General features: G+C 56.9%; 22 protein-coding genes. 10 read left to right on the top strand and 12 right to left on the bottom strand.

What is annotated here, in order from left to right; all coding sequences use genetic code 11:
* Nucleotides 1-237 precede the first annotated feature (237 nt).
* From msrQ to EE949_RS24430, 6 genes are all read right to left on the bottom strand, one after another.
* Nucleotides 238-858 (bottom strand): protein-methionine-sulfoxide reductase heme-binding subunit MsrQ, encoded by a 621-nt coding sequence (gene msrQ / locus EE949_RS24405; protein WP_122666653.1) that lies wholly within the window; start codon nt 856-858, stop codon nt 238-240.
* Entirely contained in the window at nt 858-1,871 is a 1,014-nt protein-coding gene (gene msrP / locus EE949_RS24410) for a protein-methionine-sulfoxide reductase catalytic subunit MsrP (protein ID WP_122666654.1), read from the bottom strand. Before msrP ends, msrQ begins: the two co-directional genes overlap by 1 nt.
* Before the next feature lie 63 nt (nt 1,872-1,934).
* Nucleotides 1,935-2,792: a CDP-diacylglycerol--serine O-phosphatidyltransferase gene (gene pssA / locus EE949_RS24415; RefSeq protein WP_122666656.1), complete on the bottom strand. Its 858-nt coding sequence runs from the start codon at nt 2,790-2,792 to the stop codon at nt 1,935-1,937.
* A 157-nt stretch (nt 2,793-2,949) separates the two neighbouring features.
* A complete protein-coding gene (gene ilvC, locus EE949_RS24420) occupies nt 2,950-3,966 on the bottom strand; it encodes a ketol-acid reductoisomerase (RefSeq protein WP_027900358.1) in 1,017 nt (338 codons plus the stop codon).
* A 47-nt stretch (nt 3,967-4,013) separates the two neighbouring features.
* Complete coding sequence (gene ilvN, locus EE949_RS24425) at nt 4,014-4,505, bottom strand: acetolactate synthase small subunit (RefSeq protein WP_020293234.1); 492 nt, start codon at nt 4,503-4,505, stop codon at nt 4,014-4,016.
* Nucleotides 4,506-4,507: 2 nt separating this feature from the next.
* Nucleotides 4,508-6,232 carry an acetolactate synthase 3 large subunit gene (locus EE949_RS24430; protein ID WP_122666870.1) on the bottom strand — a complete coding sequence of 575 codons (1,725 nt, stop codon included), beginning with the start codon at nt 6,230-6,232 and terminating at the stop codon, nt 4,508-4,510.
* Between the two features lie 402 nt (nt 6,233-6,634).
* On the opposite strand from EE949_RS24430, the gene EE949_RS24435 reads away from it, so the two are divergent.
* Nucleotides 6,635-7,066, top strand: a complete 432-nt coding sequence (locus EE949_RS24435) for a DUF4124 domain-containing protein (protein ID WP_122666657.1) — start codon at nt 6,635-6,637, stop codon at nt 7,064-7,066.
* A 170-nt stretch (nt 7,067-7,236) separates the two neighbouring features.
* Here EE949_RS24435 and EE949_RS24440 read toward each other — a convergent pair whose 3' ends face one another.
* From EE949_RS24440 to mrcB, 3 genes are read right to left on the bottom strand one after another with little or no spacing between them, the layout of a single operon-like run.
* Nucleotides 7,237-7,566, bottom strand: a complete 330-nt coding sequence (locus EE949_RS24440) for a YqcC family protein (RefSeq protein WP_122666659.1) — start codon at nt 7,564-7,566, stop codon at nt 7,237-7,239.
* A complete protein-coding gene (locus tag EE949_RS24445; RefSeq protein WP_122666660.1) occupies nt 7,566-8,297 on the bottom strand; it encodes a tetratricopeptide repeat protein in 732 nt (243 codons plus the stop codon). The genes EE949_RS24440 and EE949_RS24445 overlap by 1 nt, the downstream gene beginning before the upstream one ends.
* Before the next feature lie 31 nt (nt 8,298-8,328).
* A complete protein-coding gene (mrcB, locus tag EE949_RS24450) occupies nt 8,329-10,650 on the bottom strand; it encodes a penicillin-binding protein 1B (RefSeq protein ID WP_122666661.1) in 2,322 nt (773 codons plus the stop codon).
* A gap of 129 nt (nt 10,651-10,779) precedes the next feature.
* On the opposite strand from mrcB, the gene EE949_RS24455 reads away from it, so the two are divergent.
* The 3 genes from EE949_RS24455 (at nt 10,780) to EE949_RS24465 (ending at nt 13,237) form a co-directional block, all read left to right on the top strand.
* On the top strand, nt 10,780-12,318 hold the full coding sequence (locus tag EE949_RS24455; RefSeq protein ID WP_122666662.1) for a bifunctional aminoglycoside phosphotransferase/ATP-binding protein: 1,539 nt from the start codon (nt 10,780-10,782) through the stop codon (nt 12,316-12,318).
* 100 nt (nt 12,319-12,418) lie between these two features.
* Entirely contained in the window at nt 12,419-12,763 is a 345-nt protein-coding gene (locus EE949_RS24460) for a pentapeptide repeat-containing protein (protein ID WP_122666663.1), read from the top strand.
* A gap of 201 nt (nt 12,764-12,964) precedes the next feature.
* The gene (locus EE949_RS24465) at nt 12,965-13,237 is read left to right on the top strand and encodes a TfoX/Sxy family protein (RefSeq protein ID WP_122666664.1); all 273 of its coding nucleotides are present in this window, start codon (nt 12,965-12,967) and stop codon (nt 13,235-13,237) included.
* 242 nt (nt 13,238-13,479) lie between these two features.
* Here the strand turns inward: EE949_RS24465 and deoC are convergent, their stop codons facing one another.
* Entirely contained in the window at nt 13,480-14,268 is a 789-nt protein-coding gene (gene deoC / locus EE949_RS24470; protein WP_122666665.1) for a deoxyribose-phosphate aldolase, read from the bottom strand.
* A gap of 376 nt (nt 14,269-14,644) precedes the next feature.
* Between deoC and EE949_RS24475 the strand changes: the two genes are divergently transcribed.
* Entirely contained in the window at nt 14,645-14,974 is a 330-nt protein-coding gene (locus EE949_RS24475) for a Rieske (2Fe-2S) protein (protein WP_122666666.1), read from the top strand.
* Here the strand turns inward: EE949_RS24475 and sfsA are convergent.
* Together sfsA and EE949_RS24485 are read right to left on the bottom strand one after the other, a co-directional pair.
* Nucleotides 14,938-15,693: a DNA/RNA nuclease SfsA gene (gene sfsA, locus EE949_RS24480; RefSeq protein WP_122666667.1), complete on the bottom strand. Its 756-nt coding sequence runs from the start codon at nt 15,691-15,693 to the stop codon at nt 14,938-14,940. The two genes, EE949_RS24475 and sfsA, sit on opposite strands and share 37 nt — an antisense overlap.
* Nucleotides 15,693-16,865 (bottom strand): pyridoxal phosphate-dependent aminotransferase, encoded by a 1,173-nt coding sequence (locus EE949_RS24485; protein ID WP_122666668.1) that lies wholly within the window; start codon nt 16,863-16,865, stop codon nt 15,693-15,695. Before EE949_RS24485 ends, sfsA begins: the two co-directional genes overlap by 1 nt.
* A 352-nt stretch (nt 16,866-17,217) precedes the next feature.
* Here EE949_RS24485 and dksA point away from each other — a divergent pair, with 352 nt between their 5' ends.
* From dksA to EE949_RS24510, 5 genes are all read left to right on the top strand, one after another.
* Entirely contained in the window at nt 17,218-17,661 is a 444-nt protein-coding gene (gene dksA, locus EE949_RS24490) for an RNA polymerase-binding protein DksA (protein WP_122666669.1), read from the top strand.
* 305 nt (nt 17,662-17,966) lie between these two features.
* Complete coding sequence (gluQRS, locus tag EE949_RS24495; protein ID WP_122666670.1) at nt 17,967-18,854, top strand: tRNA glutamyl-Q(34) synthetase GluQRS; 888 nt, start codon at nt 17,967-17,969, stop codon at nt 18,852-18,854.
* 123 nt (nt 18,855-18,977) lie between these two features.
* On the top strand, nt 18,978-19,154 hold the full coding sequence (locus tag EE949_RS24500) for a hypothetical protein (protein ID WP_003176118.1): 177 nt from the start codon (nt 18,978-18,980) through the stop codon (nt 19,152-19,154).
* The gene (locus EE949_RS24505) at nt 19,138-22,092 is read left to right on the top strand and encodes a sensor histidine kinase (protein ID WP_162874009.1); all 2,955 of its coding nucleotides are present in this window, start codon (nt 19,138-19,140) and stop codon (nt 22,090-22,092) included. The genes EE949_RS24500 and EE949_RS24505 overlap by 17 nt, the downstream gene beginning before the upstream one ends.
* Before the next feature lie 22 nt (nt 22,093-22,114).
* Nucleotides 22,115-23,545, top strand: coding sequence for a sigma-54-dependent transcriptional regulator (locus EE949_RS24510; protein ID WP_122666672.1), 1,431 nt, complete (start codon nt 22,115-22,117; stop codon nt 23,543-23,545).
* The last annotated feature ends 48 nt before the right edge of the window (nt 23,546-23,593 follow it).

Raw genomic sequence — 23,593 nt, forward strand, 5'->3', positions numbered from 1 at the left:
AACTTCAACCACTTGCGCTTCGATCAACATCACGTTGCTCGTTAGCGGGAGGCGAATTCTACAGCGTTACAACCTGCTGTCAACTCCCTTTTTTCACCGCTTTCGATCAACTTCATCGAAGCCTCTTCCTCGCTAGTCAAATCGTCCAACTCGTTGATTATCAAGGAGTTTTTCGTTCTGTCTGCGCCAGAAGAGGTGCGAATTATAGAGAGATTAGAGAGGCCGTCAACCCCTAAATCACACTTTTGTTTGAACTTTCGGCTTTGCACCTATTACACGCGGGATTCGCCTCGCAATCATTGGGACTCGCAGACTCAGCAGCAGTGCGCCAATTACGGCATAAAAGGACCATTCCTTCAGATCCGCCCTGACAATCCAGAACATATGCAGCAGGCCCAACGCCAAAATCACATAGATAAGCCGGTGAAGTTTTTTCCAGCGCGCCCCTAACCGTCTCTGGCTATAACGGTTGGAAGTCACTGCCAGGGCCAGCAGACATATAAAGGCAAGGCTGCCGACAATAATGTATGGACGCTTGACCAGCTCCACTCCCAGTTGCGACCAATCCAGGCCCAATATGAAAACGGCATACGCGCTCATGTGCATGAATACGTAAGCAAAGCACCAAAGCCCTAACTGACGCCTGACAGCAATCCAGCCCGCCCAGCCCGTCAGCTTCTGCAGTGGTGTCATCGCCAGCGTAATCAATAGCAATATCAGAGTACCCAGCCCCAGCCTGTCGACAAGCACCTTCCCGGGATCAGGCCCCAGCGCAAAGATCCATGCCTGATATAGCCAGAGCACCGGTGCAACACAAGCAGCTACAAAAACGCCCAAGCGCCAGAACGGGTAACGCATCAATAATTCTTCCGCAAATCCAGACCTGTATATAAAGAGGCAACCTCCTCCCCATAACCATTGAACATCTCGGTTTGACGCACGTTGGGACTGAATAGCCCACTCGGCAGCCTGCGCTCATGCGCCTGAGTCCAGCGGGGATGATCGACCGTCGGGTTCACATTGGCATAAAAGCCATACTCGTTAGCTGCGATGCTTTGCCAGGTTGTCTTGGGCTGCTCGCTGACCAGACTGATGCGCACGATGGACTTCACGCTTTTGAAGCCATACTTCCACGGCACCACCAAACGCAACGGCGCGCCATTCTGGTTAGGAAGCTCACGCCCATACATACCCACAGCAAGAATCGCCAGCGGGCTCATCGCCTCATCCAGTCTCAACCCTTCCACATAGGGCCAATCGATCAGGGCAAAACCCGAGCGCTGCCCAGACATCGTTTTCGGATCCTGCAGCGTTTCAAAGCGGATGTACTTCGCCTTGGAAGTAGGTTCGACCTGTTTGAGCAAAGCGGAGATTGGAAACCCTATCCAGGGAATAACCATGGACCAGGCCTCTACACAGCGCAGCCGGTAAATACGCTCTTCCAACTGGTAAGGCTTCATGAAGTCTTCAAGCGCATAACGACCCGGCTTGCCGACCTCGCCATCAATCACAACACTCCACGGTTCAGTCTTCAAGGAACCGGCGTTTTGCGCGGGGTCACCTTTGTCGGTGCCGAACTCATAGAAGTTGTTGTAATGCGTGGCATCTTTAAAAGGAGTGATCGCCTCCCCCTTGACGTTGACCGCCTGCCACCGGGTATCGGGGAGCTTTTCGGCGAACCACGCAGGGGCCTTGCCAGGCTCCACATCCGGATACAGAGAAGGATCGGCAGCGCTCGCCCAACCCGGCAAGGCACTGACAGCCAAACCGGCAAGCGAAGAACCCAACAGGGTACGACGAGAGAGATAGAGAGATTCAGGGGTAACGTCCGATTCTTTGCTATCAGACGCTGAAGGGATTTTGATTAGCATGATGACTCCACAATCCAGAGGAACTGATGCACCAATAGACTGTGGAGTATGGGGGAAATTACATCAATCGGCCGACTTGTGACGGCGCAGACGCAATAAATATTGAATTGGGCCAGATGCCGCGTAAGCGAGGAATATCAGCAGCAAAACGCGCGGAGGGTCACTGAACACCACAGCGAATACCAGCACAACGGCCAGAATCGCGACAAAAGGCACTCGCCCCTTCAGGTCCAGCTCTTTAAAGCTGTTGTACTTGATGTTGCTGACCATCAGCATGCCCGCCGCTGCAACCAGCAAGGCCACCAGGAACGACAGTTTGGAACCCTGGATTCCGTAATCGCTGAACGCCCAGACCGTACCTGCAACAACGCCCGCCGCAGCGGGGCTCGCCAAGCCGATGAAGTAACGTTTGTCTGCCTTGCCAACCATGGTGTTGAAGCGAGCCAGACGCAATGCAGCACCAGCGACATAGATGAAGGCAACCATCCAGCCGACTTTGCCCATATCACTTAACGCCCAGCCGAAAGCCAGCAAGGCCGGAGCGACGCCAAAGGCGACCATGTCGGAGAGGGAGTCATACTCAGCGCCAAATGCACTCTGAGTATTGGTCATGCGCGCCACACGTCCATCCAGACCGTCGAGCACCATGGCGACAAAGATAGCGATAGCGGCGAATGCAAAGTACTTGCTTGCTCCTGCGGAGTCCCCCGCCGCCAGGGCGCTCTGGGCGCTCATCGAACTGATAATGGAATAAAAGCCCGCGAACAGATTCGCAGTAGTGAACAGGTTGGGCAGCAGATAGATGCCGCGATGCCGGACCTTGCGCCCTTCGGCGTCGTGCCCTTCTTCAATATGCTCATCGATCGGTAGCAGGCTTTCGGCGTCAGAGGCCTTGTTTGGCTCTTCAGGACGTTCGCTCATAGACTTTACCTTGCAACGGTGTGGAAAGTTTCGACAGATGCTTGAGACGAGGGTTCGTCTGCAAACGATGCAGCTTTATACCAGATGCGCTCCCGCTTAACGAAAAAACGCGGCCGGTTGGCCGCGTTTTTCTAGCGTTGAACAGCGTCGCGAGGACTTAGTTCTTGGCTTTGTCGACGATCTTGTTGGCACCAATCCAAGGCATCATGGAGCGCAGTTGCTCGCCGATGATTTCGATACCGTGAGCAGCGTTGTTACGACGCTTGGCGGTCATCGAAGGATAACCAGTAGCGCCTTCGCTGATGAACATCTTCGCGTATTCACCGTCCTGGATGCGCTTCAGAGCGTTGCGCATGGCCTGACGGGATTCAGCGTTGATCACTTCAGGGCCGGTCACGTACTCGCCGTATTCGGCGTTGTTGGAGATCGAATAGTTCATGTTGGCGATACCGCCTTCGTACATGAGGTCAACGATCAGCTTCAGTTCGTGCAGGCACTCGAAGTAAGCCATTTCTGGAGCGTAGCCAGCTTCAACCAGTGTTTCGAAGCCAGCTTTAACCAGCTCAACAGTACCGCCACACAGAACAGCCTGCTCGCCGAACAGGTCGGTTTCAGTCTCGTCTTTGAACGTGGTTTCGATGATACCGGTACGGCCGCCGCCAACGCCCGAAGCGTAAGACAGTGCAACGTTTTTAGCGTTACCCGAAGCATCCTGGTAAACAGCGATCAGGTCAGGAATACCGCCGCCTTTGACGAACTCGGTGCGAACAGTGTGACCTGGCGCTTTTGGCGCGATCATGATCACGTCCAGATCAGCGCGAGGCACAACCTGGTTGTAGTGGATCGCGAAGCCGTGGGAGAAGGCCAGGGTAGCGCCCTTCTTGATGTTCGGCTCAACTTCGTTTTTGTACAGCGCGGACTGGAACTCGTCCGGGGTCAGGATCATGACCAGGTCTGCAGCAGCAACAGCGGAAGCAACGTCAGTCACTTTCAGGCCATGAGCTTCAGCCTTGGCGACAGTAGCCGAACCTTTACGCAGGCCAACAGTGACATCAACGCCGGAGTCTTTCAGGTTGCACGCTTGCGCGTGGCCTTGGGAACCGTAACCGATGATGGCAACTTTCTTGCCCTGGATGATCGAAAGGTCGCAGTCTTTGTCGTAATAAACTTTCATGGAATTCCCCTGTTATCGTGGCCTTCAGGCCATTTTGCAAAATGAGATTAGATGCTCAGCACTTTGTCGCCACGGGCAATGCCCGTCACGCCGCTGCGTACTGTTTCCAGGATAGCGGCAGTGCCGATGGCCTGAATGAAGCTGTCCAGCTTGTCGCTAGTACCGGTCAGTTGCACGGTATAAACGCTGGCTGAAACGTCAACGATTTGCCCACGAAAAATATCCGTAGTGCGCTTGATCTCGGCGCGCTGGGCGCCAGTAGCCTTTACCTTGATCAGCATCAGCTCGCGCTCGATGTGCGCGCTTTCCGACAGATCAACCAGCTTGACCACCTCGACCAGCTTGTTGAGGTTTTTGGTGATCTGCTCGATCACCTCATCCTGGCCAACCGTGGTCAGCGTCAGACGCGACAAGGTCGGGTCTTCGGTTGGCGCCACCGTCAGGCTTTCGATGTTGTAGTTGCGCTGCGAAAACAGGCCAACGACGCGAGACAAAGCACCCGGTTCGTTTTCCAGCAAAAGGGAAATGATGTGCCGCATGATTAGGTCCGCTCCGTCTTGCTGAGCCACATATCGCGCATGGAGCCGTCTTTGATCTGCATCGGGTAAACGTGCTCGGTGACGTCAACCTGAATATCGATGAACACCAGGCGGTCCGTCATGGCGAACGCTTCTTCCATCTTCGGCTTCAGATCTTTCAAATCAGTGATCTTCATGCCGACATGGCCATAAGCTTCGACCAGTTTCACGAAGTCCGGCAGCGACTCCATGTAGGAGTGCGAGTGACGACCGCTGTAGCTCATGTCCTGCCATTGACGAACCATGCCGAGCACGCCGTTGTTGAGCAGGATGATTTTTACAGGCAGACCGTACTGCAGGCAGGTCGACAGCTCCTGGATATTCATCTGGATGCTGCCTTCGCCTGTTACACAAGCGACATGCGCCTCAGGGAAGCTGAGCTTGACGCCCATCGCAGCCGGAAAGCCAAAGCCCATGGTGCCCAGACCGCCAGAGTTGATCCAGCGATTCGGTTTGTTGAAGCGATAGTACTGCGCAGCAAACATCTGATGCTGACCAACGTCGGAGGTAACAAAAGCATCGCCGTTGGTGACTTCGCACAAGGTCTCGATGACTTTCTGCGGTTTGATGACGCTGCCATCGCCCGGGTTGTACGGGAACAGGTCACGATCACCACGCCACTCGTCAATCTGCTTCCACCAGCTGGCAACCAGCGCCTTGTCTGGCAGTTCGCCGATCTCTTTGAGGGTCGCAACCATTTCAGTCAGAACGCTCTCAACCGGACCTACGATAGGCACATCAGCCTTGATGGTCTTGGAGATCGAAGCCGGATCGATGTCGATGTGGATAACTTTGGCGTTCGGGCAGAATTTGGCGGCGCCGTTGATGACTCGGTCATCGAAACGCGCGCCCACAGCCAGAATCACATCCGCATGGTGCATCGCCAGGTTGGCGGTGTAGCTGCCGTGCATACCCAGCATGCCGACAAACTGACGGTCCATACCTGGATAGCTACCCAGGCCCATCAGCGTATTGGTCACGGGAGCGTTGAGCTTTTGCGCCAACTCAGTCAGCGGCTCGGAGCCATTGCCCATGATCACGCCGCCACCGGCATAAATGATCGGACGCTTGGCCGCCAGCAGCATTTCGACTGCCTTGCGAATCTGGCCTGAGTGACCACGAACAGCCGGGCTGTAAGAGCGCAGCTTGGCTTTCTTGGGGAATACGTATTCGAATTTCTCGGCTGGGTTGGTCATATCCTTCGGGATATCGACAACCACAGGGCCCGGACGACCGGACTGCGCCAGGTAGAAAGCCTTCTTCAGCACTTCAGGGATTTCCGAAGGGTGCTTGATCATGAAGCTGTGCTTCACGATCGGCCGGGAAATACCGATCATGTCGGTTTCCTGGAACGCATCGGTGCCGACCAGGGTGCTCGCGACCTGCCCGGACAGCACGACCATTGGAATCGAATCCATATAAGCCGTGGCGATGCCGGTGATTGCGTTGGTTGCACCCGGGCCGGACGTTACCAGCACCACACCGGCCTTGCCGGTGGCGCGCGCATAGCCGTCAGCCATGTGCGTCGCCGCTTGTTCGTGACGAACAAGGATGTGATTAACGGCTGGCTCTTTGAACAGGGCGTCGTAAATGTGCAGGAGGGCACCGCCTGGGTACCCATAGATATGCTTAACGCCTTCGTCACGCAAAAAGCGGACGACCATTTCAGCGCCGGATAAGAGCTCCACGTTGTTCACCTCTAAAACGCCAGAATACCGTCCACAAACGAGGACGGGTCTTAATAGGTTTTACTGCCAAGCAGAGCATGAGCGACGGTGGTCGCCGACTACGTCAGCACTGACTGAGCAAGTATTGGGTAACCCCTGAGTGTTTCGGGGCGTTCCCACCCAGCGCGAGGTAACGCGTTGCGGGTGTTACAGGTCGGCGCGGGTGTGCGCCTCATGATCTACCGAGATGGTCTGCTTCTGGCAGTCCCTTCACAGCGAACTTTGGATTGTTGTGATTCGCCTGCCCCAAGTCAAGTCATCCGTGAGCTTTCTTCCAATTAACCGCACCAAACTGCGTCGAATAAGGTCATCGAGATGGCCTTGTGGTAGCTTTCAGGGCAAACGTATCTGGAAGGAAGCAACATGCGTTGCATGATTTTCGCGGTGATTATGGCAGCAGCGTTCAGCGTCCCTGCCCATGCCGCTCAAATTTATAAATGGGTCGATGACCAGGGCGTTACCCATTTCGACGCCCAGCCACCGGCCGGGCGACAAACCCAGCAGATCGATATCCAGAAACCGCCCGCAGCGCCCGCAGCGTCAGAGAGTTCGAAGTCGGCAATGGAAGCTGAGGCAGAGCAGCGGGAGATTAATAACTCGGTCAAAAAGAAAGTTGCCCAGCAAGACGCCCGACGCGCCGAGGACTGCAAGATCCTGCGCACCAACCTCGCCCAGTTGCAGAACAACCCTCGCGTACGCGAGCAAGTTGAAGGGGGGCTGAAACGCCTTTCAGAAGATGAGCGGCAAGGGCGCATTGCCGAAACGCAAAAGGCAATAAACGATTATTGCCTTTGATAACGCTGCTGATCTGCCTTGATAGCACCGTGCTGTTGTAGGAGCTGCCGAAGGCTGCGAAGCATTTTATCCTGACACGCCGCGATCGCAGCCTTCGGCAGCTCCTACAGGTCCTATGTTTGCCGCGAGACAGCGCAGTATCATGGGGCGCCTACAAGAACGGCCAGCCGTTAGCGGGCCTGGCCGATCAGCCGATCAAACTGGGCAAGCAACTGTTGCAATGGCTGGGTTTCACGCTGGCGTGTCGCATAGACCATCTCAGCCATTTCAAGAATGCCCGAGGCATTTGGCAGCGGCAGGTCATTCTCCAGAATAAGCTTCATTCTGGGCAGGAAAATCCACTGCAGCCACTGCTCGAACTCCAGCGTATCAACGCAGAACGGCTCGCCACTGGACAGCGCCTGATCGCTGGGCGGCAGATCACTCCACCAGCCCAGTACGCGCAATTCGCGCTCGATCAGCAGCAAATGCTCCGCAACTTCAGGAAAGCGCTGATCCATCAAGCACCAACCCTGGCTTTTTGACGAGCCAGAGCAGCGCCGGCCGCATCACCCTGCTTCTCACGTGCCTGAGCGATGATGTCCCAGAGACTGGCCTGCAGACTTGGTCGCCCGTTAGCGTAAGTCAAACCACGACGCGCCAGTTGCTCGGCCTGCGCGGCATCCCCCTGGGCGAGTCGCACCTGAGCCAATCGATAGATGACTTGCGGCTCACGCGGAGCAACGCGCTGCGCACGCTCCAGGCTTGAGGACGCGCCGTTGAGGTCGCCGCCGTTCTGCTGTTGCTGAGCAGTGGTCAACAACGCCAGGACCGGACCATCCAGTTGTTCATCGGCAGACAAGCCGCTACCGGAAGACGGGATGCCACTGGGTGTGGAAGCAGGCATGTTGTAAGTATTGCTGGTAACCGGTGCACTGACCGAAGAAGTATCAATCGGCGGGCTGACACTGATCGGCGCCTGCCCAACCGGAGCAGCATACGTATCGATAGGCGCAGAACTACCGCCACCGCCACCTGGAATCATGACCACGACACCGGAATCCTGCGGTACGGATTGAGCCTGTGCAGGAGCCTGAGCAACGCTTGCCCGAGAAGCACCATTGCGCGAAACACGTTCGCTATTGGAAACCTTCGAACCCGAATCCACCACGGGAATCGAGCCACGTTCTACGCTGGCACAACCATTGAGCAGAGCAACAGCTGTCAACGCTGGTATTAACCACTTGTTCACTTTAGATCCTCTTTGGGCGCTCTCAATTCGTCTAGTTCAGCCAACCCTTGACCCAATCCATCACTTCCTGAGCCGGGGCTGCAGGACCGCCACATGCAGCGCCGGGTGCCGGTTCACTGCCGCGAATATACGGCATCTGCACTGCGTTCGGGCAACCCGCATCGGAGCCCTCGCCTGTTGCGGCATTGACCCACGCCTGTACCACGTTATCAGGCTGAGCCATATCCAGCGGTAGCGGATCGGCCTTTTTCATGAAACTGGTCCAGACCTGCAGCGCGCCGGTCGCACCGGTGAACGGCGTTTTGCCGTTGTCATCCCGGCCAAGCCACACAACCGCCAACAGATCCTGGCTGAAGCCTGCAAACCAGCTGTCGCGAGAATCGTTGGTCGTCCCGGACTTGCCAGCCAGGTTCAACGAGCTTGGCAGTACGTTATAAACAGAACGCCCCGTACCTTCGCGCATCACCCGCTGCATCGCATTTTGCAGGAGGTAGATCGAGCCCGGATCGAAGCGCTGCTGGATCTGGAACGGGTAACGCTTGAGTGGTTCGCCCTCGGCAGTCAGAACGCTACGAATCCCTCGCATCGGAGTATTGAAACCGCCATTCGCAATGGTCTGGAACATTGTCGCAACCTGAATCGGACTCAGTGCACCAGCCCCCAGCAACATAGAAGGGTAAGCAGGCCAGTCAACGTCAACACCCAGCTTGCCGATGGTTTTGAATACATTCGGCACACCGACTTCAAGGCCGAGCTTGGCACTGGACAAGTTGTAGGAATGCGCCAACCCCTGATACAGGAAGATATTGCCGTGCGCTTTGTGATCGAAGTTTTGCGGCTTCCATACCTGACCGTCAGCACCTTTGACCTGGAACGGCTCATCCGCCACCCAACTGGTCAAGGTGTACTGGCTCGGGCGCTCCAGTGCAGTGAGGTAAATAGAAGGTTTGACCAATGAGCCAATTGGACGCACTGCGTCGATGGCCCGATTGAAACCGGCATAACCTGCCTTGCGGCTGCCGATCAACGCCTGGACTTCACCCGTTTCCGGGTTGGTTACAACCATGGCTGCTTCGACGTCATCCACACCCTTGCGACCCGACAGGCGCTTGAACGTCTCGCTCATGGCCGATTCGGACTTCATCTGCAGGATCGGATCAAAACTGGTGAAGATACGCAGACCTTCTTCGGTCAAGTCTTCATCGCGATAGTCCTCGCGCAACTGGCGCTTGACCAGATCAAGGAAGCCAGGGAAAGAACTGTCAGCCAGGCTACCGGTCTTGGTCACACCCAACGGCATTTTCTTGGCCGCTGCCACCGCTTCAGCTGTGGCCACACCCTGTTGCTCCAGCAGGTCGAGCACCAGATTGCGTCGTTCAAGTGCACGCTCCGGATTACGTCGCGGGTTGTAATAGGAAGGCCCTTTGACCAGCCCGACCAGCAACGCCACCTGATGCAACTTCAGCTCAGACAATGGCTGGCTGAAGAAATACTGACTGGCAAGACCAAAGCCGTGCACCGCCCGCTGGCCGTCCTGACCGACGAACACCTCATTGAGGTAAGCCTCAAGGATTTCCTGCTTGCTGTAATGAATTTCCAGCAAAACAGCCATCATCGCTTCAGTCAGCTTGCGGGTAAGACTGCGCTCGTTGGTCAGGTAGAAGTTCTTGACCAACTGTTGCGTCAGCGTACTACCGCCCTGGCGCATCTGCCCGGCAGAAGCGTTGACCCAGAATGCACGGGCAATCGACTTGGGCGACACACCGAAGTGGTGATAGAAATCACGGTCTTCAACAGTTACAAGTGTATCAAGCAGATACGGCGGAGCCTGATCGAGCTTGATCAGGATGCGGTCTTCCAGATTCTTGGGGTACAACCCCCCGATCATCAGGGGTTCCAGGCGAGCCACTGCCAGCTTGGCACCATTGGCCGAGGACAGGTCTGCAACATAATCGCCCGAGAAACGCACACGGATCTGCTGCGCGGGATCGGAGCCTTCATAGAACTGAAAACCGCGGGTATTAAGGTCCACGGTATTGCCACTGACGGCAGCGGCGCCCGGACCGTTCGCAACGCTCTCCCGTCGATAACCCAGCGCATCGAGCTCAATCAGGAAGTCATCCTTGCTGAGCTTCTGCCCAACAAAGAGCTCAAGCGGGCGCGCATACACCTTGGCAGGGATCATCCAGCGCTTGCCGGAAAATTTCTCCTGAACAATGGCATCAAGGTAAATAGCGAAGCCAGCCAGCACGACGAGCCCGACAATGCCGAGCTTCAACCCCCAGCCTAACCAGGTACGAAGGCCGCCAGAGGCAGGTTTTTTTGCTTTGCGAGAGGATCGAGTACGAGTCATGGCGGCGGATTATACGCACTTTGCCGGGGTTCGACAGACACCCTTACCGGAGGTTTGCAGCCTCGCGCCAAGCGGCCATAATGGCCACCTTGACGCATTTAATGAAACATCACTCTTGAAGGATCGTCCGTGAGCCAGTCACTGATTGCAGCCCTGCAGAACCCCGCCCTGTTTCCACATCCGGTTGAGGGTTTCCAGCTCATCGAAACGCACATTTCGTGGGTGCTGCTCACCGGCCCCTTCGTTTACAAATTCAAGAAACCCGTCAACTTCGGCTTCCTGGACTTCACGACGCTGTCTGCTCGTGAGCACTTCTGCAAGGAAGAACTGCGCCTCAACCAGCGCCTGACTGACGACTTGTACCTGGAAGTCATCCCGGTAACAGGCAGCGCCGAAGCGCCACAATTGGGTGGCGAAGGCGAAGTCATCGAATACGCGCTGAAAATGCGCCAGTTCCCGCAGGACGGGCTGCTGAGCACTTTGCAGGCAAATGGTGAGTTGACTCCGACGCACATCGATAACATTGCGACCCAGATCGGCCAGTTCCATCTTGCCGCCCCGAAGGTCGGCCCGGAAAACGAACTGGGCTCGCCTGACAGCGTTATGGCCCCGGTCCTGCAAAACTTTGAACAAATCCGCCCGCTAATCAGCGAAAAGGCCGACCTTCTGCAACTCGATGCCTTGCAAGCCTGGGCCGAATCAAGCTTCGAAAGGCTCAAACCGCTCCTCGCCCGGCGCAAATCAGACGGGTTCATCCGCGAGTGCCACGGTGACATCCATCTGGGCAACATCACCCTGATCAATGACAAGGTCGTCATTTTCGACTGCATCGAATTCAACGAACCGTTCCGCATGACGGACGTCTATGCCGATATCGGTTTCCTGGCGATGGACCTGGAAGACCGTGGCCTCAAGTCTCTGGCACGCCGGCTTGTCAGCCAGTATCTGGAGTTGACCGGTGACTATCAGGGCCTGGAGCTGCTGAACTTCTACAAGGCCTATCGTGCGCTGGTACGCGCCAAGGTTGCGCTGTTCACTCTGCCGGCGGACGCCGACGCGGTTCAACGCGGCGCCACGCTGCGCCAGTACCGCAACTACGCCAATCTTGCGGAAAGCTATAGCGCCATCCCGTCGCGTTTTCTGGTGATCACCCACGGCGTATCCGCAGTGGGCAAGAGCCACGTGGCCAAGCGTCTTGTGGAATCGCTCGGCGCTGTACGCCTGCGCTCGGACGTGGAACGCAAGCGACTGTTTGCCGGTCAGGACGCCAACCTTTATGAAGCCGATGCCAGCAACGCAACGTATGACCGCCTGCATGAGCTTGCCGGAGTGGTCCTGCGCGCCGGATTCCCGGTGGTGATCGATGCGACGTACCTTAAACAGGCACAACGCAAAGCCGCCTCAAAAGTCGCCGAAACTACGGGTGTGCCGTTCCTGATTCTGGATTGCGATGCACCGGAGGCTGTCATCGCTGGCTGGCTCGCTCAACGCCAGGCAGAAAACAACGACCCTTCAGACGCAACTATGGAAGTTATCCAGGCCCAACAAGCCAGCCGCGAACCGTTGACCGCAGAAGAAATCCTGCACAGCAAACGCGTCGAAACCAATAAAAGCAGTGATCTCGACAGCCTGATCGAAAACCTTCGTCAGCGTCTTCCTACGCTCTAAAACAATGTTTTGAGCCGTTTGGCAGTTAGTGCTTCACGGCTTCAAAATAGTGGCGATATACTGGCGTCATAATTCTAACGGAACGGAAAAGCGAGGCGCTATGAGTCAGCCCAAAGTACTGGATTCCCCGCTGTATGCGATGTTGCGCAACGACGATGTGGCCGGTTTCAACCAGGAAAAACCCAAGTCAGGCACCATCGATTTCAAGGGCGGTGATTTCCGCGGACTGGACCTGCGCAACCTTGACACAGCCGGCATCGACTTCACCGATGCCTACTTCCGCTCCGCCGATTTGCGCGGTCTTGACCTGACCAGCACACCGCTGGAAGGAGCAAGCATCGCACACGCCCAGATTTCCGGGACGTTCTTCCCTCGCGAGCTGAGCGCCGATGAGATCCTGATGTCGGTCAACTTCGGTACGCGCCTGCGCTACCGAACGCACTAAGCTTCCCGCACGTTCCGTATCGATCACGCCCGCATGCGCAATGCATGCCGGGCCGTGCTCGTGCTGCCCCGCCGCCCACTGATCACCTGAAGCTATCTATCCGATCACTGCCCCCTGCGCCTTTCTCCTCAAACGCTACAATATTTCCAGACTTGCCATGTTTTCACCCACAGTCAGAGCTCAACATTGCACGGAGGCATGATGAACGATGAACTGCAGCACCTGAAAAACGTCGGCAAGACGTCAGCCCAATGGTTACACGCCGTGGGCATACACAGCGCTTCGGACTTACGCCGGATGGGGGCTGTGGATGCTTATCGGGCGGTTCGAAAGCGAGGATTTCGAGCCACCAGAGTGCTGTTGTATGCGATTGATGCAGCGCTAATGGACATTCACTGGAATGACCTGCCCAATGATCGCAAAGACGTTTTGAACAAAATGGTCAGCCATCGGGCAAGCCCGCGAAAGGGCTGATTGAGCCCCTCTTGAAAATAGATGAGAAGAAGTCATTGACTTGCAAATGAGAATCGATATGATTATCACAACCGGTCGCGAGGCTGGCCGATAACTGAAAGACCTTGGTTCGGACTTTCAGATTATCTCCTCATCAGGCTAATCACGGTTTTTGACCCGGCTTTTTGCCGGGTCTTTTTTTGCCTGTGATTTTTATGCCAATGCAAATCCCCCGAAGAGTCACGTCCCCAGCCACCGTGCAATCAGTACCCATGCTCACTTGAACCCGGCGCAAGCACCCCAAGCTGTAGCAAAATATCGTCCAGCAAGCTTGAGCCCACCAGCCGTACGCGCTGGGCACTGACCCACTGCGGACCGAAGCGTGCGCGCGCCATGTCGATAAACAGCCTGGCCTCGGCAAGAGTTCGCAACCCACCGCAGAGTTTGAGCCCGACCTGCCCGCCGACGTCGACAATGCACTCAAGCATGATTCGTACAGCCTGGGGGGTAGGAGGGTTCACAAGCTTGCCGGTGCTGGTCTTGATAAAGTTCGCGCCCGCCAGAATCGCGCCCTGACAGGCATGACGAATGATCTGCGGATCACGCAGATCGCCCACTTCCAGGGTCACAGTGAGCACAGTATTCGGCCCGCATGCAGCGCGACATGCAGCAATCATGTCCTTCCCAGTCTGCTGGTCGCCCGAAAGCAGCGTACGAAACGGATACACCATGTCGATCTCATCAGCGCCCGACATGACCGCCGCACGCGTTTCAGAAACAACCGCCTCGATGCCCGGCGAGCCATATGGAAAATTGACTACCGCTACTACGCGAATATCGCGATGGAGTAGACGATCCAGGGTCGTTCGCGCCAGTAACACGAAGCGCGGATAGACGCAGATCGCCGCGATAGGCCCTAAAGGCGTCATAGCCCGCTGACATAAACCAATGACCCGCGCTTCAGTGTCGTTGACATCCAGCGCCATCAAATCGAACAGGCCAATCGCCTGGCGCCCCAATTGCTCATCTTCATTGCAGATATCCATGCTCATAAGTCGTCCTGATACGCTCAAACAATCAAAGCGAGAACATATATGAGCCACAGACCAGCAGATTGCCGTTGGGACCAAGAGAGAGATGGACTACGTGATAACCGGAAGTTTCCGAAATGAGGGCGTGACATCTTGCCCCCTGCCCCGTTGTCCGGCACAACCGCTATGCTGGCGCGCTCCTGCCAGTAAAAATCATGTTAAATCAGTCAGTTATATTTTTTATAACAGGAAGTCGCCAAACGACTACCCGTGCCTCTGTACACAACAGTCCTGCTCGCGCAGGGCTGCCTTTGAGGTTTGATCATCCGTATCCCGGCAAAGACTGACACACTGCCAGGCCTGAGAACCCACCTTCACGCGCCCAACGGAGGCCCTGGTGAAACTGCTCTGTACCGGTGACCAATTGCCGGAAGCCCAAAGCCGCGGCTTTGAAATCAATGGCCGAAAACTGTTCGCCACGCGTCGCAACGGGCGGGTGTTCGTCTATGACAACCGCTGCCCCCATCGTGGCGTGCCACTGGAATGGCAGCCCGACCAGTTTCTGGACCCCAGCGCCAGCTTGATTCACTGCGCGACTCACGGGGCCTTGTTCCTCATTGAAAGCGGCGAATGCGTGGCAGGCCCTTGTGAAGGAAAGTCATTACGCGGTATTGCCAGCCACGAAGATCATCAAGGCATCTGGATTGATATACCCGATATCGATTGATCAGCTTCTACGCCCCAACGCAGCGTCAAGGGACGATCAATGAAGATTTCCTCTGGTGTCAGATGCACGCCATACGCCAACACCTCAACGCCCGCCTCAACCGCCTCGCGCAACGCAGCGGCGTAGCCTGGATCAATCTCCTGAGCCGGTCGCACCGCTTCGATGCCCGTCAGATTGACGCAATACAACAACACCGCACGGACACCTTCGCGCGCCAGGGTCGCCAACTCCCGCAAGTGACGGGCACCACGCTGAGTGACCGCATCTGGAAACGCCGCCACTGCGCTGCCGTCAAAGCCCAGCGTGACGCTTTTGACCTCGACATAAGCCGGCCCCTGCGGATAATCCAGGCGGAAATCCACCCGGCTTTTTTCCTGACCGTAGGCCACTTCGCGCTTGAGAGCGGTGAAACCATTCAGTTCGGTGATGACACCTGCGCGTAGAGCCTCTTCTACCAAGGTATTCGCCCGCCCGGTGTTGACGCAGGCCAGCCGCCCCTGAGGGGTTTCGCTGATTTCCCAAGTGCCGGGCAACTTGCGCTTTGGGTCGTTGGAGCGGCTGAACCACACACGCCCGCCAGGCATCATGCAATTGAACATCGACCCCGTATTGGGGCAATGGATGGTCAGTAATTCGCCTTTGTCAGTCTGAATATCCGCTAGAAAACGCTTGTAGCGCACCAACAGCAAACCTTGTTCAAGCTCTGGAGAAAAACGCATCAGCCTTGCCAGCTCCTTAGTCCGCGCGCAATGCGCTCTACCGCCTCCTGCAAACGCGGCAAGCTCTGGGTATAGGCGAAACGCACGTGATGCCCCGCCTGGAAACGGCCAAAGTCCAGGCCCGGCGTGATCGCAACGTGCTCAGTTTCAAGGAAGTGCTGACAGAAAGAGAACGCATCGCCACCGAACGCACTGATGTCGGCATAGAGGTAAAACGCACCTTCGGGCTCCACTGCAATCCCAAAGCCCAATTCGCGTAACGCCGGTAACAAGTAGTCGCGACGCAGCCCGAACTCTGCACGGCGCTGCTCGAGGATTTCCAGCGTCTGTGGTTCAAAGCAAGCCAGCGCAGCATATTGGGCCATGCTAGGCGCGCTGATATAAAGATTCTGGGCCAGTTTTTCCAGATCAGCGACGGCTTCCTGAGGCGCCACCAGCCAGCCCAGTCGCCAACCGGTCATGCCGAAATACTTTGAAAAACTATTGAGAACGAACGCCTCATCGTCCACCTCCAGCACACTCGCAGCATCAGTGCCATAAGTCAGACCGTGATAGATCTCGTCCACCACCAAATGCCCGTTGCGCGCTTTGAGCGAAGAGGAAAGCGCTGCCAGCTCATCGCGACTCAGCAATGTACCGGTCGGGTTCGCAGGCGATGCAACCAGCGCGCCGACACTGTCCCGATCCCAATGCCGAGCCACCAGATCCGGCGTCAATTGATAGCGTTCCTGAGGCCCGACCGGCACCAACTGTGCCGCGCCCTCCACGAGGCGCAGAAAGTGCCGGTTACACGGGTAACCAGGGTCCGCCAGCAACCAGTGCTTGCCAGGGTCGACCAATAAACTGCTGGCCAGGAGCAGCGCGCCCGAACCACCGGGGGTCACCAGAATCCGCCCTGGATCCACCGTTACCCCGTAGCGCTGGTGATAAAAACCCGCGATGGCTTCACGTAATTCAGGCAGGCCTCGCGCCGCTGTATAACGGGTTTTACCCGCCGCCAGCGCAGCCTGCCCGGCCGCAACAATGGGTTGCGCGGTGGTGAAGTCAGGCTCGCCGATTTCCAGATGAATGACGTCGTGCCCCGCCGCCTGCAATTCATTCGCCCGTGCCAGCAACGCCATGACATGGAATGGTTCGATGGCGCGACTGCGCGCACTGTAGGGCTGAGCCATTAGCCTTCCTTAATTTGATCGGGCCGGATGCCTGTGGGCATACAAAATGATGAGCGATTCTACCCAAGCACTCACCTGCACAGGGAAGTTAATCACGGCACGACAATAGCGGGACGCGGAGCAGAATCTATCCAAATGGGTGTAACGCGTTTCAGGCGTTGAACGTTTTCTTCAGGCCCGCGTCTGTTGCAACGACCATTAACCGCCCAGGTTGAATGCACGCTCGACAACCGGGAGTAGCGCGCTCCGATTCGATCTGGTAAGTTCGCCCGCTTGCAGCCGCAGGGCCGGCAGGTGCCGGTGATGGATATTTTCCTGCGCAATGGATTAAAGAGTGAGAGGCGGTCCATTCATGCCCACCCAAGAAAAGCAGCAGAACAACCAGCTGAACGGTGACTTCAAGCCTTACGAACTCGGTAAGGGTGAAGAGTATATGAGCGCTGAAATGCGCGGCCACTTCACGAAAATCCTCAACGGCTGGAAGCAGCAGTTGATGAATGAAGTCGATCGCACCATGACTCACATGAAGGACGAGGCTGCCAACTTTCCTGATCCGGCCGATCGCGCCAGCCAGGAAGAAGAATTCAGTCTTGAACTTCGCGCTCGTGATCGCGAGCGCAAGTTGATCAAGAAGATCGACAAGACGCTGCAACTGATCGAAGACGAAGAATACGGCTGGTGCGAATCGTGCGGTGTAGAGATCGGCATCCGCCGCCTCGAAGCCCGCCCGACCGCCGACCTTTGCATCGACTGCAAAACGCTGGCAGAAATCAAGGAAAAGCAGGTCGGCAAGTAATACGACCCGCAACCTTGCACACAAAGGACGCTTCGGCGTCCTTTGTTGTTTCCAGCTCAGCCAATGCCCCTTTAGCAGCCAACTCTTCTCAACAACACGTAACTATCTGAGTTTACGCACAACCTGTGGGACCGGATTCATCCGGGAATGCGGCATTCATGGCGACGATGATGTGGCGGATGTACTGGCCTCTTCCCGGATGAATCCGGTCCCACAGGTTCTCTGTTTTCCGCGCAACAGCGCGGTGTCATAGACGCCGGACGATCTCCTACAGATATCCGACACTATCCAGTAACATCCGCCCCATGAAATCCCCCTCTTACATCGGGCGCTTTGCGCCAACGCCCAGCGGTTATCTGCACTTCGGCTCACTGGTCGCAGCGGTGGCGTCTTATCTCGACGCGCGCTCAGTCGGTGGCCAGTGGCTAATGCGCATGGAAGACCTCGACCCGCCACGAGAAGTCGCGGGGGCTCAAAGCGCCATTCTTGAGACGATCGAACGCTACGGCTTTGAATGGGATGGCCAACTGGTCACGCAGAGCCATCGTCACGAGGCTTATCAGGAAGTCATCAATCGCTGGTTCAATCACGGTCTTGCCTACGCCTGTACTTGCTCGCGCAAACAGCTCGAACCGTTTCAGGGTATCTATCCGGGCACTTGCAGAAACGCCGGACACTCGCCTGATAACGCTGCCATCCGCATCCGTGTACCCGAACTGCTGTACCGGTTCGAGGACCGGGTACAAGGCACGTTTCAACAACATCTTGGCCGGGAAGTCGGCGACTTTGTCATACGCCGTCGCGACGGGTTTTATGCCTATCAACTGGCAGTCGTCATTGATGACGCCATGCAGGGTGTTACCGATATCGTCCGCGGCGCCGACCTGCTCGACTCTACCCCGCGCCAGCTTTACCTTCAGGAATTACTCGGCGCACCGCAACCGCGCTATCTGCATGTACCACTGATTACCCAGCCCGACGGCCACAAGCTTGGTAAAAGCTATCGTTCGCCGCCCCTGGAAGCCGATCAGGCCACGCCTCTGCTGTTGAGGGCATTGCGCGCACTGGGCCAGGAAACAGAATCAGCACTCGCTTACGGCACACCTCAGGAAGTATTGAACTGGGCAATCGAGCGCTGGAACGTTTCCGCAATTCCTCGTCTGCGGAACCTTGAGGAGGCTGCAATAGACTGAGATAGAGCGGTCGACGCAAACTGGCAGACGCTGCCGCTCACGCGACGCTTGCAGGTTACTCGCCATCCGTTACCATGCCGCTCCTCAACTGCCGCAACGCGAATGAATCGTGAAGGAGGCCAAATGTATATTTACCGCTTGGTCTTGTTGCTGGTAGTCGGCATTTACCTGTTTTCGCCCGCCATCATGGATTGGTGGATTGACGCCACCGGCGCATGGTATCGGCCTTATTTGCTATGGCTGATCCTGATCGTAGTGACCTTCATTCTGCAGAGTCAAAAAGATGCCGATGAGCTTTAGCCTGACCCAGATGATTCTGGTCAGCGCCGCCTATCTGCTCATGCTGTTTGGTGTGGCATGGATCAGCGAACGCGGCGTCATCCCGCGCTGGGTGATCCGCCACCCGCTGACCTACACCCTTTCCCTCGGTGTTTACGCCAGTGCCTGGGCCTTCTACGGCACGGTGGGTCTGGCGTACCAGTACGGTTACGGCTTCCTTTCCAGCTACCTCGGGGTTTCCGGCGCATTTCTGCTGGCGCCCGTGTTGCTCTATCCGATCCTGCGTATCACCCGCACCTATCAACTCTCGTCCCTCGCGGACCTGTTCGCGTTCCGCTTTCGCAGCACCTGGGCGGGAGCACTGACCACGATATTCATGTTGATTGGCGTCCTGCCGCTACTGGCGCTGCAGATCCAGGCCGTCGCCGACTCGATTGGCATCCTGACCCGCGAGCCCGTCCAGGATCGAGTTGCCGTAGCGTTCTGCGCACTGATTACCCTGTTCACGATTTTCTTCGGCTCGCGCCACATCGCCACCCGCGAGAAACATGAAGGACTGGTGTTCGCCATCGCCTTTGAATCGGTGATCAAGCTGGTGGCCATCGGCGGCATTGGCCTTTATGCCTTGTATGGCGTGTTCGACGGCCCGCAACAACTTGAACTGTGGCTGCTGCAGAATCAAGCTACCCTCGCCGCCCTGCATACCCCCCTGCAGGAAGGCCCGTGGCGCACACTGTTACTGGTGTTCTTCGCCTCAGCCATCGTCATGCCGCACATGTACCACATGACGTTTACCGAGAATCTCAACCCGCGATCGCTGGTCAGCGCAAGCTGGGGCCTGCCGCTGTTCCTGTTGCTGATGAGTCTGGCCGTACCGTTAATTCTGTGGGCAGGGCTCAAACTTGGCGCCACCACCAGCCCCGAGTTTTTTACTTTGGGCATCGGCATCGCGGTAAACAGCAAGTCCCTGGCGTTGCTGGCTTATGTGGGTGGTCTGTCGGCGGCCAGCGGTCTGATCATCGTCACCACGCTGGCGCTGTCGGGCATGGCGCTAAACCATCTGGTGCTGCCGCTTTATCAGCCTCCGGCCGAGGGCAATATCTACCGCTGGCTGAAATGGACCCGTCGCGCCTTGATCGTGGCGATCATCATGGCTGGTTACGGTTTTTACCTGCTGCTGGGTGCCCAGCAGAACCTGGCCAATCTGGGCATCGTCGCGTTTGTCGCCACGCTTCAGTTTCTGCCCGGCGTGCTCTCAGTGCTGTATTGGCCCGCCGCCAATCGCCGCGGCTTCATCGCCGGGTTGCTGGCGGGTATCACGGTCTGGGTTTTCAGCATGTTGTTGCCGTTGATTGGCGACCTCCAAAGCGTCTACCTACCGCTGCTGAACAAGATCTACAAACTGAACGAGACCAGTTGGCACATGGCAGCGATTGCTTCGCTGGCCGTCAACGTGCTGGTCTTCACGCTGATTTCGCTGTTCAGCAACCCAAGCCCCGAAGAAGCCAGCGCTGCCGAAGCGTGCGCTGTAGATAACGTACGTCGCCCGCAGCGCCGCGAGCTACACGCTGTATCGCCTCAGGAGTTCGCCACGCAACTGGCCAAACCCTTGGGGGCCAAGGCCGCACAAAAAGAAGTCGAGCAGGCGTTGCGCGATCTTTACCTGCCATTCGACGAACGTCGGCCTTACGCGTTGCGCCGGTTAAGGGACAGAATCGAAGCCAACCTCTCAGGCTTGATGGGCCCCAGCGTGGCACAGGACATGGTTGAAACGTTTTTGCCGTATAAATCCAGCGGCGAGAACTATGTCACCGAAGACATCCACTTCATCGAGAGCCGGCTTGAGGACTACCACTCGCGCCTGACCGGTCTGGCAGCTGAGCTTGACGCGCTGCGCCGCTATCACCGCCAGACACTTCAAGAGCTACCGATGGGTGTGTGTTCGCTGGCCAAGGATCAGGAAATCCTGATGTGGAACAAAGCCATGGAAGAACTCACCGGCATTGCCGCCCAGCGCGTCGTGGGCTCTCGGCTTGAGACCATTACCGAACCCTGGAAAGAATTGCTCAGCGGCTTCATTAATGTGCCCGACGAACACTTGCATAAGCAGCGCTTGCCTCTGGATGGTCAAATCCGTTGGCTGAATCTGCACAAAGCCGCTATCGATGAACCACTGGCACCGGGCAACAGCGGGCTGGTGCTGCTGGTTGAAGACCTGACCGAAACGCAGATGCTGGAAGACAAACTGGTGCACTCCGAGCGCCTTGCCAGTATTGGTCGCCTGGCAGCCGGGGTTGCCCACGAGATCGGCAACCCGATTACCGGCATTGCCTGCCTTGCGCAAAACCTGCGCGAAGAGCGTGAGGAAGATGGTGAACTGACCGAAATCAGCAGCCAGATCCTCGAACAGACCAAGCGTGTTTCACGCATCGTTCAATCATTGATGAGTTTCGCCCATGCAGGCAGCCATCAACATAGCGATGAAGCGGTTTGCCTGGCTGAAGTGGCACAGGATGCCATTGGCCTGCTGGCGTTGAACCGGCGCAACTTCGAAGTCCAGTTCTATAACCTGTGCAACCCCGAACACTGGGTCGACGGTGATCCGCAGCGGCTCGCACAGGTACTGATCAACCTGCTCTCCAACGCCCGCGACGCCTCACCTGCCGGTAGCGCCGTCAGGGTCAGGAGCGAAGTATCCGAACACACTGTCGATCTGATCGTAGAAGACGAAGGCAGTGGAATTCCGAAAGCAATCATGGATCGATTGTTCGAACCGTTCTTCACCACCAAGGACCCGGGTGAAGGGACTGGACTGGGCCTCGCGCTGGTCTATTCCATCGTTGAAGAGCATTATGGACAGATCACCATCGACAGCCCGGTTGATACCGAGCACGAGCGCGGGACCCGTATTCGGGTCACACTGCCACGCCATGTCGAAGCGACGTCCGCCGTGAAATGAGCCCGTCGAGAGAATTGAATAAATGCCCCATATTCTGATCGTCGAAGACGAAACAATCATCCGCTCGGCCCTTCGCCGCCTGCTGGAACGTAACCAGTACCAGGTCAGCGAAGCAGGTTCGGTGCAGGAAGCACAGGAACGTTTCAGCATTCCTTCGTTTGATCTGATCGTCAGCGATTTGCGCTTGCCCGGGGCTCCCGGCACTGAGCTGATAAAGCTCGGCGAGGGCAAACCGGTGCTGATCATGACCAGCTACGCCAGCCTGCGCTCGGCTGTCGACTCCATGAAAATGGGCGCCGTCGATTACATTGCCAAGCCATTCGATCACGACGAAATGCTTCAGGCAGTTGCCCGTATCCTGCGCGATCGCCAGACCGTGCAAAGCATTCAGGCTGACCGCAGCGCCGCCAAAGCCGGTAACCCGGACAAAGCTGGCGTTGATAACAGCAATGGCGAGATCGGCATCATTGGCTCCTGCGCCCCCATGCAGGATCTCTACAGCAAGATTCGCAAGGTCGCCCCTACCGATTCGAACGTGCTGATTCAGGGCGAATCAGGCACGGGTAAAGAGTTGGTTGCGCGCGCACTGCATAACCTTTCGCGCCGGGCAAAAGCCCCGATGATTTCGGTTAACTGTGCGGCGATTCCGGAAACACTGATCGAGTCTGAGTTGTTCGGTCACGAAAAAGGCGCGTTCACCGGCGCCAGCGCTGGTCGTGCCGGGCTGGTGGAAGCGGCCGATGGCGGTACGCTGTTCCTCGACGAAATTGGCGAATTGCCACTCGAAGCCCAGGCGCGTCTATTGCGCGTGCTGCAAGAGGGCGAAATTCGTCGTGTGGGTTCAGTCCAGTCACAGAAAGTGGACGTACGCCTGATCGCGGCCACCCACCGGGATCTCAAGAGCCTGGCCAAAGTCGGCCAGTTCCGCGAAGACCTTTATTACCGTCTGCACGTTATTGCCCTGAAGCTCCCCGCACTGCGCGAGCGCGGTAACGATGTGCTGGATATCGCTCGCGCCTTCCTGACCCGACAAAGTCTCAAAGCCGGTCGTAACGATCTGAGGTTTGCTCCCGACGCAGAGCTCGCCATTCGCCAGTACACCTGGCCAGGCAACGTTCGCGAACTGGAAAACGCTGTGGAACGGGCCGTCATCCTGTGTGAAAGCCCGGAAATCTCAGCCGAGCTGCTGGGCATCGACATTGAGCTCAGCGATCTGGAAGACGAAGACTTCATCGGCCTCGCTCCCCAGCAAGGCTCGGCAAGCTCCACCAGCCACGAACCTACCGAAGATCTGTCCCTTGAGGACTATTTTCAGCACTTCGTGCTGGAGCATCAGGACCACATGACCGAGACAGAGCTGGCGCGCAAACTGGGCGTCAGTCGCAAATGCCTGTGGGAACGTCGCCAGCGCTTGGGCATTCCTCGTCGCAAAGGCGTTGCCAGCGAAACCTGACCACAAGGCTCTGGCCTGCGCCTTCCGGCCAGACCAGAAACTGTTACC

This window comes from Pseudomonas viridiflava, assembly GCF_900602065.1.
Classification (GTDB): Bacteria; Pseudomonadota; Gammaproteobacteria; order Pseudomonadales; family Pseudomonadaceae; genus Aquipseudomonas.